Source organism: Blastochloris tepida (assembly GCF_003966715.1).
GTDB lineage: Bacteria > Pseudomonadota > Alphaproteobacteria > Rhizobiales > Xanthobacteraceae > Blastochloris > Blastochloris tepida.
Map to the genome: position 1 here is coordinate 357,137 of NZ_AP018907.1, position 13,909 is coordinate 371,045.

Consider the following 13,909-nt stretch of genomic DNA (forward strand, 5'->3'; position numbering starts at 1 on the left):
TATATTGAATTAGTCTGAATTCAGAGGGCGCGCTGCGACAATCGGGCGCGCTGCCCGCGCCGCAGGCCGGCTCAAACGCCGGCCGCCGTGGCCGGCGCAGCCGGGCGCGGTCCGAAGCCGGACGGACGCGGTCCGAAGCCGGGACGGCCGCGGGCATCGCGCAGCGGCTTCTTCGGCGCCGGCAGGAGACCCTCGCGCTGGGCCTGCTTGCGGGCGGCCTTGCGCATGCGGCGGACGGCCTCGGCCTTCTCGCGGGTCTTGCGCTCCGATGGCTTCTCGTAGGACCGCCGCTGCTTCATTTCGCGGAAGATGCCTTCGCGCTGCATCTTTTTCTTGAGAACCTTCAGCGCCTGGTCAACATTGTTGTCACGTACGAGAACCTGCAAGACGATGATCCAATCTTGGTTGGAGTGGGTGAGGTGACGGCCCGGCATGCACCGGCCGCACAGGATGAAGCGCCCTCTTAGCACGCCAGACGGCCCGCGCCGCAACAATTCGTCGTGGGACGAGAATTCGTCGTGGGGCGGGGAAATGCGGCCGATGGCGGCATCCGGCGCTTGTGGCGGGCGCGGGAGGCGCCTATATGACCGCATCGACGTTGGCCGGACGATCGGGCCGTTACGCCCTTGCGACTGCCGGGCGCGGGTTCTCAAGTCTTTCCAAACATCGACGAACCAGACCGCGGGAGGCGTCGCATCCCGCATCGATGTGCTTCCAGCAGCCGGGGGAGGAATCCATGATCACGGGCACCGTGAAATTCTATAACGATCAAAAGGGCTATGGCTTCATCCGGCCGGACAATGGCGGCAAGGACGTGTTCGTCCACGCCACCGCGCTGGAGCGCGCCGGCATGCGCGGCCTCGCCGAGGGCCAGAAGGTCGCCTTCGACACCGCCGAGGACCGCCGCAGCGGCAAGGTCGCGGTCAACAACATCCAGCCGGCGTAATGCGGTGTCCGGGAGAGCCCCCAGGGCTCCCGGACACAAGCTCGCCGAAAGATCCTTGATCAGAATGGGATTTTTCGGCGGTCGGACTGCGGTTCTACGGCCCTGAGGCCGGAAACCGCAGCAGACGACCGGTGTTCCCATTCGAACGGCCGCGTCCGGCACCCGGGCGCGGCCGTTTCGCGTGTGAAGGCCCCGATTGACGGCGCAGTTGGGGCCGGGTTAGCTGCCGCCATCGTTCCAGTATCCCGGAACACGGTGAAACTCCGTGGCGGACCCGCCGCTGTAATCGGGGACGCCGCCTTCGAGGGCGAGAGCCAGGCCACTGATGGGGACCACCCCGTTGGGAAGGCTTGAGGGCGGCGGTTGATCCGAGAGCCAGAAGACCTGCTGGAACAATCTGACCGGGCGAAATCCGATGGCAAAGGGTTTCGGCAGAACCGTGCGCTTGCGTGCGGTGCTGTCGGACGCCCGGTCCGTCATCAGGAGCCCGAGGAATGGACCAGACCACCACCCCCATCCGCCCCGCCGCCGAGGCGCCCGCGCCGCGCCCGGCCGTCATTGCCATCCGCAAGAGCTGCGATGCCGAGGGCACCGGCCTGTCGCACTTCGTGCTGATGGACAAAGAGGCGGCGAAATGAACGCGCCGTTGATGGCAACAGGGCGTCTTGCGGCGCCTGGAGCGGCCCCCTCGCGGGGCCGCTTCGTCAACAGCGGCAATGGCCCGGCGTTCCAGCCCTACGACATCGGCCATCCCACCCACATCGCGTTGATCGCGCCCGACACCGCGTTCTGGGCGCTGATCGCCAAGGACCGGCTGGCAGAGACGCTGGCCGGCGGCGCGCTCATCGACGGCTATCGCGAGCAGGCGGATGCCTTCGCGCGCGAGATGGCGGCGTTGCGGTTCGGGCTGAAGCCGTCGGCGGTCTATGTCAATGCCACCGAGCGCTGCAATCTCAACTGCACCTATTGCTACATCCCCGCCGAGATGCGCCGCGACGGCACCGACATGGACGCATCGACGCTGCTCGATGCGCTGGCGCGACTGGATGCCTATTTCCGCCGCCACATGCCGGAGGGGCGCAAGCCGCAGATCATCTTCCACGGCGCCGAGCCGATGATCGCCAAGGACGCGATCTTTGCCGGCATCGATGCCTTCCGGGACCGCTTCCGCTTCGGCGTGCAGACCAACGCCACGCTGCTCGACGACAAGGCGGTGGATTTCCTCACCAGCCGCGGCGTCGGCATCGGCCTGTCGCTGGATGCGCCGGTGCCCGAGATCGCCGACCGCACCCGCGCCAACTGGAACGGCGCCGGGGTCTACGCCAAGGTGGTGGAGGCGATCGCGCGGCTGAAGGGCTATCCGGCCTTCAACGTCATCTGCACCATGTCGACCGAGAACCTCGACCAGCTCGTGCCGATGGTCGAGTTCCTGCACGCCCGCGAGGTGCCGGCCTGCATGCTCAACGTCATCCGCTGCACGCTGCCGGGCGCGCGCACCGTGCGCGCCGACGACGCGCCGCTGGCGCATGCGTTCATCGCGGCGCTGGAGCGGAGCCACGCGCTCTACCGCGAAACGGGGCGCAAGCTGGTGGTGGCAAACTTCGCCAACATCCTGATCGGCATCCTGGCGCCGACGGCGCGGCGGCTGATGTGCGATATCTCGCCGTGCGGCGGCGGGCGGGCGTTCTTCGCGCTGGCGCCGAACGGCGACCTCTTCCCGTGCAGCGAGTTCATCGGCCTGCCCGCCTTCAAGGGCGGCAATCTGTTCGCCGACGACATCGATGAGGTGCTGGCGCGCCCGGCGTTCACAAAGGTCTCCGGCCGCAGGGTCGAGGACATCGCGCCGTGCCGCACCTGCGCCATCCGTCACTTCTGCGGCTCGCCGTGCCCGGCCGAGGCGCACGAGATGAATGGCGGCATGGAGAAGACCGGCGCCTATTGCGAGTTCTATGAGGAGCAGACGCGCACCGCCTTCCGGCTGATCGCCGAGGGCCGGCACGACGACTTCCTGTGGGACGGCTGGGACGCCGGCACCGAGACGGTGTTCGACGCCCGCGCGTTGGGGTGGTGAGGTACGCTCAACTTATCGAATCAAGGTTCTAATCGGTGGCCAAATGCCTGGAGACCTTCACGTTGCGCTTAGGCAATTAGGGAAGCTATTTCTGTTGAGGTTCCGTTCGGGGACTTGTTCGATTCCGCGCTTCGAAGCAGAATTCGACTCGCCTCTTAGCTGGGTGCGAGCCCTTTGGGGCAACACTCTATGCCGGGTGTAAACCAGGCTGAATCAGATTGAGTGAGTTTGGGCGCCGACTTCGGGTCCCGGAGCGGCGCCGGCTCACACTCGGCGCCGCTCCGGGACCCGAAGTCGGCCGCTTTGAGTAAGAGGCAAAGTGTGGACCACCCGCTGCGTGAGACTAGGAACCAAGCGCTCAGGCAGCGGGTGGTCCGTTTCTTAAGAGATTCATACAGTGTTCTTGGGGGCGGAAATATTGTATTTGTTTGCGGTGGGAATGGCTCTCACCATATGCGCACTAAGTTCCGCGATTATTGCAATAACAACCACAATGATATTATAATATTTTTTCCCGAATTTGCGATGCATGATTATTTTTCTGGGTCAATGTATAATTTTTTGAACTTAGCAGATTTTGAAAAAATGATCGCGGATTTATCTCATGCGATAGTTTTATTTCCAGAGGCTGCGGGGTCTTACGCAGAAGTTGGCTATTTTGCTGGCGTAAAGCAGATCGCGAAGAAAACAATACTTGTTCTGGACTCAAAATTTCAAGGAAGCGATAGCTTTATCTCAATGGGGCCAGCCAGAAAGATCGATAAAATCTCGATGTATGCGGGAAACATTCAAATTTGTTATGATAATCCAGATTTTTCTTGCGTAATATCTAGAATTAAGCGTAATAAATTTTCGCTAAACAGAAGAAAGATATTATTTTCTACTTATAACGACATTTCTAATTTTGAGAGAATGTGTATTATACACAAATGCTGTGAAATACTTTCGGTTGCGACATTCGATGACATTGTCTTCGTTCTGAAGGGTGTATTTTCTGCTAGAATCTCGACTGAGAATGTAAAGCAGTTGATGTCGATATTGGTTGGTTCTGGTTTTATAAGGCGTGTTGGTTCGTATGGGCATTATTGTGCTGTGGAGGGAAGGAAGGGGTTTCTTTTTCCTCGGGAAGGGTTCGTTGAGAAGGAGAGTAGTTTAAAGCTCGAAATTGCTTCGATTTGCGACGATACTGAAGGCGAATTTTATAGGTTGATCGACGGGGTTGCAAATGCTTCTTGAGCGCCTTGAAAGGCAGAGTCGCCTATCGCGCGGACAGTTGGAGCAGTTTGCTATTACGGCTTCAAAGCGCTATAAAATTTATAATATTCCCAAGAGGAATGGAGGGGAAAGGCAAATCGAGCAGCCAAGTCGCGCAATTAAAGCTATCCAGCGCTGGCTGAATCTCAACTTGATAAGAAAATTTCCCATTCATATTTCTTCGACTGCGTATAATAAAGGTTCGAGCATTCTAAGAAATGCAGAATTCCACAAAAATACAAATTTTACTGTAAGAATTGACTTCGAAGACTATTTTCCATCATTTAGAGACAATGGTATTGAAAGATTTTTGCAAGAAAATAGATCTGTAATTGGTGACCCCCTAGACGATAATGATATTTCATTTATAAGAAATATAGTATGTCGGCATGGGCGGTTAACAATTGGCGCGCCGTCTTCTCCGCTTCTTACAAATGCAATTATGTTTCAGTTCGACGGTATTGTTTATCAGTTTTGTCAGAGTAGAGGGTTGGTCTATACGAGATATGCAGATGATATATTCATCTCTGCGACAAGAGCTAATTCATTGGGTGACGTTGCGGATTTTGTTGCAAGTGTGTCGACTGGGTATCCCTACGCTAATCTTACAATCAATTGTAGGAAGACGGTATTTCTTTCAAAAAAATATAGGAGGGTGGTGACGGGTATGGTAATTACCCCTCAGGGAAGCGTTTCCGTTGGAAGAAATTTGAAGGATGAGGTTAGAAGTGGTGTATATAAATTCAAGAATGGAATAATTGATGGTGATGAAATTGCAAGAATTCGAGGGCTTGTTGCGTATATTTACGGTGTTGAGCCGTCGTTCCTGGGTATCTTGGAGAGAAAATACGGGGATGAGACGATCGGGAGGCTTTTGGGTGGTCGCCCTCTCGTTAAATAGCGGTGCGTGTTCCTGGAATTGAGAGTGATCACCCGTCTCGCTCTTGCCGCCCTCGGCATCCTGCTGGTCGCCTGGGGCCTCGGCATGCCGCTGGTGGCGACGTTCGGCGCCGAGGCCGAGGGCCGCGTTACCCATGTTCGTCGTCAGGGCGGCGAGCGGGGCGAGGCGGTGCCCAACCGCTACACCTACGCCATCGCCTATGAGTTCCGCCTGCCGGACGGCACGCTCGCCGAGGGCGTCACGCAGCGCGTGGGCGACGCGTTCGCGCCGCGGCTTTCCGAGGGCGGCCGCCCGCTCAAGGTGCGCTACCTGCCGAGTTTTCCGCGCATCAGCACGCTTGGCTGGCGGTGGGAGAATGCCATCGAGAATCTGATCGTCGCCGCGGTGGGCAGCCTTTTGATCGTGCTGCCGTGGCGGAGCCGCAAGGGGGCCGAAAAGCGGGCGCGCCGTCAGGCGTGAGGGGGCTTTGCTGCTTTGAAGCGTCTTCGAGCTTCGTCATCCCGGCCGAGCGCAGCGAGAGCCGGGATCGGATGCAGGAGGGGCACGATACTGAAAGCGGTCCCGGGTCGCGCAGCTGCGCTGCTTGCCCGGGACGACGACATCTTCCACTGCGATCCGTCGCCGTCTCCCCGCAACGCGGCTTCAGAGTTGGCGAGCGGCGCTCAGCTCATCAACCGCGCTTCAGTGGGGTCGGCCGGCCCCGGAATTTCGGCGCGGATGTCGGTGATGCGGTTCTGCTCATCCACCCGCACCACGGTCGGGGTGTGGGCGCGGGCCTCCTCGAAGCCCATGTCGGCGAAGGTGGCGAGGATGACGAGGTCGCCCGGCCGGTTGCCGTGGGCGGCGGCGCCGTTGATGCAGATGACGCCGGAGCCGCGCGGCCCCTCGATGGCGTAGGTGACGAGGCGGGTGCCGCGGGTGACGTTCCACACGTGCAGTTCCTGGTTCGGCAGGATGCGCGCGGCGTCCATCAGGTCGGTGTCGATGGTGCAGCTTCCCTCGTAATGGAGGTCGGCATGGGTGATGGTCGCGCGGTGGATCTTCGACCAGAACATCCGCAGGTGCATGGGGGCGCCCTTCAATCCTTGTTTGCCGTGCGGCTTACCACGCCAACGGCGTGCCGTCATAGTTGAGAAAGCTGCCGGTCTTCTCCAGGGTCAGGTCGTCGATGGTGGCGACGAGGTTGCGCACCGACTCGCCCACCGCCAGCGGCGCCTTGGGGCCGCCCATGTCGGTCTTCACCCAGCCGGGGTGCACCGAGACGACGGTGATACCGTCGTCCTTCAGCGCCAGCGCGAGGCCCTGCATCACCTTGTTCACCGCCGCCTTGGACGCGCAATAGGCGATGTCGCCGGCCATCGACTGCGCCATCTGGCCGAGGATGCTCGACACGATGACGATGCGCGGATTGGTGCCGGCCTTGAGGTTCTCGATCAGCGCCTGCGACACCCGGAGCGGCGACAGGGTGTTGACCGCCAGCGTATGCGCGAACCCGTCGAAATCCATGTCGAGCGCGCCCTGACGGTGGGGGCCGTGCACGCCGGCATTGTTGATCAGCACGTCGAGCGGCTGGCCGGCGATGGCGTCGGCCAGGGCATCGACCGAGGTCTGGTCCGTCACATCCAGGCGGTGGAGGGTGAGCTGGTCGGGATACTTGGCGGCGAGCACGCCGAGATGGTCGACGTCGGGATTGCGGGCACAGGCGAACACCCGGTCGCCGCGCTGCACCAGCCGTTCGACGAAGCCGTAGCCGATGCCGCGATTGGCGCCGGTGATCAGATAACTGGCCATGGGAGCCTCCTTCGCTCAGCATATGGGACGGGTTGCGGCATCGAGCCAGGCCGCCGTCGGTGCATCCACCAGCGGGCCGATCTCGGCGGCGACGCGGGCGTGGTAGGCATCGATCCAGGCGATCTCGTCCGGCGCCAGCAGCGCCGGATCGATCAGTCGGCGGTCGATCGGCGCCAGGGTCAGCGTCTCGAATCCGAGCAGCGGCCGCTCGCCGCCCTCCGGCGCCGGCACCTCGCGTACCAGTTCGAGGTTCTCGATGCGGATGCCGTATTCGCCGGCCCGGTAATAGCCCGGCTCGTTGGACAGGATCATGCCCGGTTCGAGCTTGGCGTGGCCGATGCGCGAGATGCGCGCTGGCACTTCGTGCACCGAAAGATAACTTCCGACGCCGTGGCCGGTGCCATGGTCGAAATCGAGCCCCGCCGCCCACAGCGCCCGGCGGGCGAAGGGGTCGAGCTGGGCGCCGGTGCTGCCGGCCGGAAAGACGGCGGTGGCGACGGCGATGTGCCCCTTCAGCACCAGCGTGAAATGCCGCTTCATGGCGGCGGTGGGGGTGCCGATGGCGATGGTGCGGGTGACGTCGGTGGTGCCGTCCTGGTACTGGGCACCGGAATCGACCAGCAGGATGCCGGGCTCGATGCGCCGGTTGGTGGCGGTGGTGACGCGGTAGTGCGGCAGCGCGGCGTTGGGGCCGGCCCCGGCGATGGTCGGAAACGAGATGTCGCGCAGCACGCCGGTGTCGCGCCGGAAGCTCTCCAGCGCCTCGGTCACCGCGATCTCGGTGAGGGTGCCCTTGGGCGCCTCGCGGTCGATCCAGGCGAGGAAGCGGGCGAGGGCTGCGCCGTCGCGGCGGTGGGCGGCACGGGCACCCGCGATCTCGACGGCGTTCTTGCACGCCTTCAGCCGGGCGATGGGGTCGTCGCCGAGGCCGGCGCTGCCGCCGGCACGCTCGACCACGCCGACCAGCCGGTCGGGGGCGCTCGCTCGGTCGAAATGGATGGTGGCGCCGGTGGCGGCGAGCGCCGAGAGCTGGGGCTCGAGCTCGGCCGGCTCGGCCAGGATGGCGGCGTCGGCCAGCGCGCCGCGCACCTCGCCGGCGAGCTTGCGCGGATCGAGGAACAGCAGCGGCCGGCCCTCGCGCGCGATCAGCGCCCAGCCCAGCGGCAGCGGGGTGTGGGCGACGTCGCCGCCGCGAATGTTGAAGGTCCAGGCCAGCGCATGCGGATCGGAGACCAGCAGCGCATCGGCCTTCGTCTCGGCCAGCGCCGCCTGGATGCGGGCAAGCTTGGCCGCGGCCGGCTCGCCGGCAAAGGCGATGGGGTGGAGCACCACCGGCGCGCAGGGCGGCGCCGGCCGGTCGGTCCAGACCTGATCGATCGGGTTCGACTCGACGGCGACGAGGCAGCCGCCGGCCGCCCTGGCCGCGGCGGCGAGTTTCGAGGCCTGATCGCGGGTGTGCAGCCAGGGGTCATAGCCCAGCCGGCCGCCGGCCAGATTGGCGGCGATCCAGGCCTCGGCCGTCCGGTCGGCGATGTTGTGCGGGGCGAACACCGCCGGGTCGGCCTCGGCCGTCACCTGCAGCGTGTAGCGGCCGTCGACGAAGATCGCCGCCTTGTCGGCCAGCACCACGGCGGTGCCGGCCGAGCCGGCAAAGCCGGTGAGCCAGCGCAGTCGCTCCTCGCCGGTCGGCACGTATTCGTTCTGGTGGGCGTCGGCGCGCGGCACCACGAAGCCGTCGAGGCCGCTTCGGGCCAACTCGGCGCGCAGCAGCGCGACGCGCTCCGCGCCCACGGACGGATCGGCCGCCGAGCCGAAAGACTGGAAGATCGCTTCGAACATGGTGATCCAACGTAGAGGCAAGCGGCACCGTGGCGCAATCGGCCGGAAGGCGGGCGCCGTCCCCACGACGTCCGGAGGCCGATCGGCTATCAGGAGCCGCGCGCCGCCCTCACTGGCCCGGATTCGCCGGCCGGTGAGGAAATGCCGGCGCCTGGACCAGGGGATCGTGACGCGGTCCTGCGGATCAGACAGGATGTGCGATGGAATTGAGCCCGGACGCCGCAATCGAGGCCATCGGCTTCGCCGCGGCCATCACCACCACGCTGTGCTGGCTGCCACAGGCGGTCCGGCTGATCCGCACCCGCGAGACGCGAGGCATCTCGCTGTCCAGCTACGGGTTCTTTTCGGCGGGGATCGCCCTGTGGCTGATCTATGGGCTGCTCATCGGCAATGCGCCGATGATCGCGGCCAATACGGTCACGCTGGCGCTGACTTTGGTGATCGTGGCGATGAAGCTGCGCTACGGCTGATGCGGCTCTAGGGCCTGCACGGCCTTCGAGCCGCATTCCTGTCGCCGAGAAATCCTGGTTGGATCAAGGATTTTCGGCGAGACCGTTTTCGGCATCCCGCAGGGATCAGCCGGAACCCCGATGATGCCGGGGTGGGCGGTGCCTTATCGGCCGGAGACGATACCGAACACCGCCCCGCGGCCGACCGGTCAGGCCGCCTGGCGCTGGAGAGCTGTGCAATCGCGGGTCCTGATGCAGAAAGCCCCGCCGAAGCGGGGCTCAAGGGTGCGCGCCTCAGCCGACGCGGAGATTTTCGGCCGCGGTCTTGCCGCGGTTGGTCACCAGATCGAAGGTGACGGTCTGACCCTCGTTCAGGGTCGTCAGGCCGGCACGCTCGACTGCGCTGATGTGGACGAACACGTCCTTGCCGCCGGTCGCCGGCTGAATGAACCCGTACCCCTTGGTCGGGTTGAACCACTTGACGGTGCCCTTTTGCATCGTCGGTCTCCGAAATAAGTGAAGTCTCGACACCGCGCGTGTTTGCACGCTCGACGCCACACCCTGGGATTTTGGTGTTTCCGAGAGACGTCAAAGGCCGTTCGGCGAAAGACGAGGCCGGAACGGCCAAAACCCGCATGCGTTGGAATCGTGCTTCATTCCCGCGACGAAAACAAGGCTCTTGTTGAAATCACCGGCTGCTGCGGACAGCGCCCACCGTTCCCGGTAAACGCGCATTTATGCTCGCGCGCCCGCCAAGTTGCTCGCCTCGCCGCCAGCGGCCGCCCGCACGCAAAAATTGCAGCGTGAAGCGGCTGAGGCACTAAAATAAAAGTGAACTCGAAACGCTGCGGTTCCGCAAGTCCGAGGTTTCCGGAGGGGCGTCTTCAACAAAGGCACCGGGCGATTCCGCCCCGGTCAGGGGAATCATGCGGCCGGCGGGGGCGCTTCGGCAGGGACGGCGGTGGTCGCGGATGAAACTTTTGTTGGTACGGAGCGCCATCGGCGGCCCGAGGCGGCAGCGCCCCGGGCCGTCACGATCTCACATCGTCCGGCTGATCGGCCGGATCTCGGCTCAGAACATCAGCTTGCGGAACAGGCTGGTGCGGGTCGAGCCGGTGGGGGCGGGATCGGCCGAGAGCCGGCTCGGCGCGGGCTCGTTCTCGGCGAAGCGCACTTCGCAGAAATTGCCGAAGAACTGGTCGGCCACCGCCGCGATATCGTCGGAATAGTCGCGGTCGTGGGGCGACCATTTGCGGGTCAGGTCGGTGTAGGTGACCGGCCGGCGCAGCTTGTGCGCCCATCCCGGTATCTCGCCCCATCCCTGGACCAGCCGGGTGCGGACGGCCACCGGATTGTCGACCGCCTCGCCGGCATACATCGAGATGTGCTGCAGATGGGCGAGCACGCCGGTCGAGACGTCGGAGAACGCCTCGCCCGAATGTCCACGGCCGGTGGCGCCGATGCCGGCGAAATTGTTCTGGTCGGGAGACACGAGGCCCGGACGGCCGCTGGCCTGATGGAAGCGCAGCCAATTGGTCTCGACGATCATCTGGAAGAAGGCGTAGTCCCAGCGGATGCCGAGCGTCCGGCCGTGCTGCTCATAGTGCGCAGCGATGGTTTCCAGCCGGGAATCGATGTCGCCGTGGCGGGACTTGAGAAACGCGGTGAGGCGCGTCGGAGTGACGCAGGCGGGAACTTCATTGCCGCTGGCCGCTTTAATGGGCGGCAACGTCGCCGCAAGGGCGGGGACGTCTCCCAACGCAAGTATGCCAATAACGCCGGCGGCAAGGGTGGTGGCGATCGTGTGAAATCGAATCATACAGCCCCCCGGACCTGGACGGTGCACGGGGGAGTTTGTCGTCCGTCAAGGTTACCGAGTGGTTAACGGCTCTGGTGGGACAAAGCCGTTTGGCGGTAGCCGGGGACAGATGACACCCGTGTCCGTCAGTGACAGGGTGGGACTTGACCGCCAAATGGGTCCTTAGCTGGGCCGTTCCGTGGTCCGCTGACGGCTTTGTCGGGGCCGGCTGGGCGTATTGCGCCCTCCGCAAGACTCAGCCCGGTGCGCGCCGCCTCCTCCGGCGGCTGGCCGGTCAGGCGGGCCGCGAGATAGCCGGCGTCAAATTCTTCCCCTGCGGCAATCTGTTTCGCCGCCGGCTCTTTCTGGGCCTCGCCCTGGGATTCAGTCAGGGATTCGACCTGTTCGGCCGCGACCGGCCCGGCCGTGACGCGGCGCACCTCGCCGCCGCTCATCACCAGCACACCCTCGGTCCCGGCTTTGACCGCGACCTCGGCGGCGCCGGCCGCCGCCAGCCGGTCGAGCGTGGCGGCCGGCGACACGTCGCCATAGAGCAGCGCCTCGTCGGCGAAATTGGCGAGAGCGATGTCGGTGCGGCACAACACCTCGGCCAGCACGGCGCGGGCGCGCGCGGCATCCCCGCCCCAGCCCTGCGGCTGGAACCGGCCGCCGAAAGCGATCGTGGCGCCGCGCTCGCGCGCCACCTCCAGAGTGGCGAGCAGCCGGCCGAGGCCGACATTGTCGTAGAGCGACAGGGTGACGCCGGAAACGTAGACGAGGCGCGCCAGCGTCATCGCCTCGGCCAGCGCACCCCAGCCCTGCACCGAGAAGAGCTGGCGGGCCGGCGCGCCATCGCGCCAGCCATGGACAAGGCGCTCGCCGCTGGTCGCCGTGTCGATCAAGGTGAGGTTCGGCTTGGTGCCGGCGATCCGCACGATCAGGTCGGTCGCCAGTCCCTCGGCTTCGAGCGCGGCGATGATGGTGCGTGAATAGGGATCGTCGCCGAGCGCGGTGGCGAAGGCGGTGGGCACGCCGAGGCGGCCGAGGCGCACGGCGGTGCGGAAGACGTCGCCGCCGAACGACAGGGCATAGCGCCCGTCGTCGCCGCGGAAGAGTTCGATCGACACCTCGCCGATGGCGACGACGCGGGACATGGGCACCTCCTGTCTGGAGCGGCGCACAATGGCCCGGCGGGGCGCGGGTGTCCACGCCGGGGCCGGCGCCGAGCGTTGGGTCGGATAGGCTCGTCTTGGCGGGCGGGCTTCGCTATCAAGCCCGGGCTGGGTCGCCGCAGGAGGGAATCGATGGTCGAAGGCACGGGGACGCGAGACCTGTCGGACTGGGCGCCGCGGCCCATGCCGGACGGCCGGCCGCTCGCGGGGCGTTTCGTGCGGCTGGAGCGGCTCGATCCCGCCCGCCACGGTGCCGATCTCGCCCGGACCACGGCGGCCCCGGCCGCGCTCTACGATTTCCTGTTCGAGCCGCCGCCGGCCGATCCGGCCGAGGTGGTGGGTTGGGTGGCGCAGGCGGCGGCGAGCCTCGATCCGTTCTTCTATGCGGTGGTCGACCAGGCCAGCGGCGAGGCGGTGGGGCGGCTCGCTCTGATGCGCATCGATGCGAAGAACGGCGTGATCGAGGTCGGCTCGATCCTGTTCGGACCGCGGCTTCAGCGCACCGCCGGGGCGACCGAGGCGATCGCGCTCATTGCCGGCCACGTGTTCGACGATCTCGGCTACCGGCGCCTGGAATGGAAGTGCAACGACCGCAATCTTCCCTCCAAGCAGGCGGCTTTGCGCTTCGGCTTCAGCTATGAAGGGCTGTTCCGCCAGCATATGGTGGTGAAGGGCGAAAACCGCGACACGGCGTGGTTCGCCATGCTCGACCAGGAATGGCCGCGGCGGAAACGCGCCTTCGCCGCGTGGCTCGATGTGGCGAATTTCGATGCCGACGGCCGGCAGCGGCGGCGCCTCGAGGAGTTCCGATGAGCGGGCAGGCGGAGAAGGCTGCGCGGTTCCGGGCCCTGCACGCGGCGCCGGGCGCCTTCGTCATTCCCAATCCGTGGGACGCCGGCACTGCCAAACTGCTGACATCCTTTGGCTTCCCGGCGCTGGCCACCACCAGCGCCGGCTTCGCATACAGCCTCGGGCGGCCGGACGGGATGGGCCTCTTGCGACGCGAGGAGTTGCTGATCAATGCCGCCGACATCGCCGGGGCGACCGCGCTGCCGGTGTCGGGCGATCTGGAGAACGGCTTCGGCGACCGCGATCTCGACATCGAGACCACCATCATCGGCGCCTCAGCGGCCGGGCTGGTCGGCGGCTCGATCGAGGACGCCACCGGCAATGCCGAGGCGCCGATCTACGAATTCGACACCGCCGTCGCCCGCATCCGCACCGCCGCGGCGGCGGCCCGCAGCCTGCCGCACGATTTCGTGCTGGTGGCGCGGGCCGAGAATTTCCTGCACGGCCGGCCCGATTTCGACGACACGCTGAAGCGGCTCGTCGCCTATGCCGAGGCCGGGGCTGACTGTCTTTATGCGCCGGGCGTCAGCGATCCCGAGTCGATCAAGGCGATCGTACGGGCGGTGGCGCCCAAGCCGGTCAATGTGCTGGTGCCGGGCAAGGCCGGGCTGTCGGCCGCCGACCTCGCCGCACTCGGCGTCAAGCGCGTCTCGCTGGGCTCGGCCCTGGTGCGGGTGTGCATCGGCGCGCTGATGCGCGCGGCCGAGGAGATCACCATCCACGGCACCTTCACCGCCCTGCACGGCGCGGTCGCCTATGGCGACGTGCAGACGCGGTTCCGCGACCTGCTGGAGCGGGAACGGGCGGACGCCGTCGGGCAGGGCTGACCGACCGGAAAC

16 protein-coding genes and 1 riboswitch are annotated in these 13,909 nt (G+C 65.0%); of the genes, 9 read left to right on the plus strand and 7 right to left on the minus strand.

The genetic code is table 11. From position 1 onward, the window contains the following. Window positions 1-71: 71 nt before the first annotated feature. On the minus strand, window positions 72-386 hold the full coding sequence (rpsU, locus tag BLTE_RS01530) for a 30S ribosomal protein S21 (RefSeq protein WP_126401990.1): 315 nt from the start codon (window positions 384-386) through the stop codon (window positions 72-74). 350 nt (window positions 387-736) lie between these two features. Here rpsU and BLTE_RS01535 point away from each other — a divergent pair, with 350 nt between their 5' ends. The 6 genes from BLTE_RS01535 (at window position 737) to BLTE_RS01560 (ending at window position 5,631) form a co-directional block, all read left to right on the plus strand. After that, the gene (locus BLTE_RS01535; protein WP_126396957.1) at window positions 737-946 is read left to right on the plus strand and encodes a cold-shock protein; all 210 of its coding nucleotides are present in this window, start codon (window positions 737-739) and stop codon (window positions 944-946) included. Between the two features lie 221 nt (window positions 947-1,167). Beyond that, window positions 1,168-1,352, plus strand: a riboswitch (cobalamin riboswitch). A gap of 88 nt (window positions 1,353-1,440) precedes the next feature. Beyond that, window positions 1,441-1,584: a modified peptide precursor CbpA gene (gene cbpA, locus BLTE_RS01540; RefSeq protein WP_126396959.1), complete on the plus strand. Its 144-nt coding sequence runs from the start codon at window positions 1,441-1,443 to the stop codon at window positions 1,582-1,584. Next, window positions 1,581-3,017, plus strand: coding sequence for a peptide-modifying radical SAM enzyme CbpB (gene cbpB / locus BLTE_RS01545; RefSeq protein ID WP_244600077.1), 1,437 nt, complete (start codon window positions 1,581-1,583; stop codon window positions 3,015-3,017). Before cbpA ends, cbpB begins: the two co-directional genes overlap by 4 nt. 321 nt (window positions 3,018-3,338) lie before the next feature. After that, entirely contained in the window at window positions 3,339-4,253 is a 915-nt protein-coding gene (locus BLTE_RS01550; protein ID WP_126396961.1) for a retron St85 family effector protein, read from the plus strand. After that, window positions 4,243-5,172, plus strand: coding sequence for a retron St85 family RNA-directed DNA polymerase (locus BLTE_RS01555; protein ID WP_126396963.1), 930 nt, complete (start codon window positions 4,243-4,245; stop codon window positions 5,170-5,172). Before BLTE_RS01550 ends, BLTE_RS01555 begins: the two co-directional genes overlap by 11 nt. Before the next feature lie 24 nt (window positions 5,173-5,196). Further along, the gene (locus tag BLTE_RS01560) at window positions 5,197-5,631 is read left to right on the plus strand and encodes a DUF3592 domain-containing protein (RefSeq protein ID WP_126396965.1); all 435 of its coding nucleotides are present in this window, start codon (window positions 5,197-5,199) and stop codon (window positions 5,629-5,631) included. Between the two features lie 203 nt (window positions 5,632-5,834). On the opposite strand, the gene panD is transcribed toward BLTE_RS01560, so the two are convergent. From panD to BLTE_RS01575, 3 genes are read right to left on the minus strand one after another with little or no spacing between them, the layout of a single operon-like run. After that, entirely contained in the window at window positions 5,835-6,239 is a 405-nt protein-coding gene (gene panD, locus BLTE_RS01565) for an aspartate 1-decarboxylase (protein WP_126396967.1), read from the minus strand. 34 nt (window positions 6,240-6,273) lie between these two features. Continuing rightward, a complete protein-coding gene (locus BLTE_RS01570; RefSeq protein WP_126396969.1) occupies window positions 6,274-6,963 on the minus strand; it encodes an SDR family oxidoreductase in 690 nt (229 codons plus the stop codon). A gap of 15 nt (window positions 6,964-6,978) precedes the next feature. Next, the gene (locus BLTE_RS01575; protein WP_126396971.1) at window positions 6,979-8,802 is read right to left on the minus strand and encodes an aminopeptidase P family protein; all 1,824 of its coding nucleotides are present in this window, start codon (window positions 8,800-8,802) and stop codon (window positions 6,979-6,981) included. A 200-nt stretch (window positions 8,803-9,002) separates the two neighbouring features. Here BLTE_RS01575 and BLTE_RS01580 point away from each other — a divergent pair, with 200 nt between their 5' ends. Then, entirely contained in the window at window positions 9,003-9,272 is a 270-nt protein-coding gene (locus tag BLTE_RS01580) for a SemiSWEET family sugar transporter (RefSeq protein WP_126396973.1), read from the plus strand. Window positions 9,273-9,545: 273 nt separating this feature from the next. Here the strand turns inward: BLTE_RS01580 and BLTE_RS01585 are convergent, their stop codons facing one another. The 3 genes from BLTE_RS01585 to BLTE_RS01595 form a co-directional block, all read right to left on the minus strand. Beyond that, window positions 9,546-9,749 carry a cold-shock protein gene (locus BLTE_RS01585; protein WP_055036222.1) on the minus strand — a complete coding sequence of 68 codons (204 nt, stop codon included), beginning with the start codon at window positions 9,747-9,749 and terminating at the stop codon, window positions 9,546-9,548. A gap of 574 nt (window positions 9,750-10,323) precedes the next feature. After that, the gene (locus tag BLTE_RS01590) at window positions 10,324-10,980 is read right to left on the minus strand and encodes a glucosaminidase domain-containing protein (RefSeq protein WP_174769505.1); all 657 of its coding nucleotides are present in this window, start codon (window positions 10,978-10,980) and stop codon (window positions 10,324-10,326) included. A 215-nt stretch (window positions 10,981-11,195) separates the two neighbouring features. Beyond that, window positions 11,196-12,203 carry a PfkB family carbohydrate kinase gene (locus BLTE_RS01595; protein ID WP_126396977.1) on the minus strand — a complete coding sequence of 336 codons (1,008 nt, stop codon included), beginning with the start codon at window positions 12,201-12,203 and terminating at the stop codon, window positions 11,196-11,198. A gap of 150 nt (window positions 12,204-12,353) precedes the next feature. Here BLTE_RS01595 and BLTE_RS01600 point away from each other — a divergent pair, with 150 nt between their 5' ends. Continuing rightward, window positions 12,354-13,034, plus strand: a complete 681-nt coding sequence (locus BLTE_RS01600) for a GNAT family N-acetyltransferase (protein WP_126396979.1) — start codon at window positions 12,354-12,356, stop codon at window positions 13,032-13,034. Beyond that, window positions 13,031-13,897: an isocitrate lyase/PEP mutase family protein gene (locus BLTE_RS01605; protein WP_126396981.1), complete on the plus strand. Its 867-nt coding sequence runs from the start codon at window positions 13,031-13,033 to the stop codon at window positions 13,895-13,897. The genes BLTE_RS01600 and BLTE_RS01605 overlap by 4 nt, the downstream gene beginning before the upstream one ends. Window positions 13,898-13,909 lie beyond the last annotated feature (12 nt).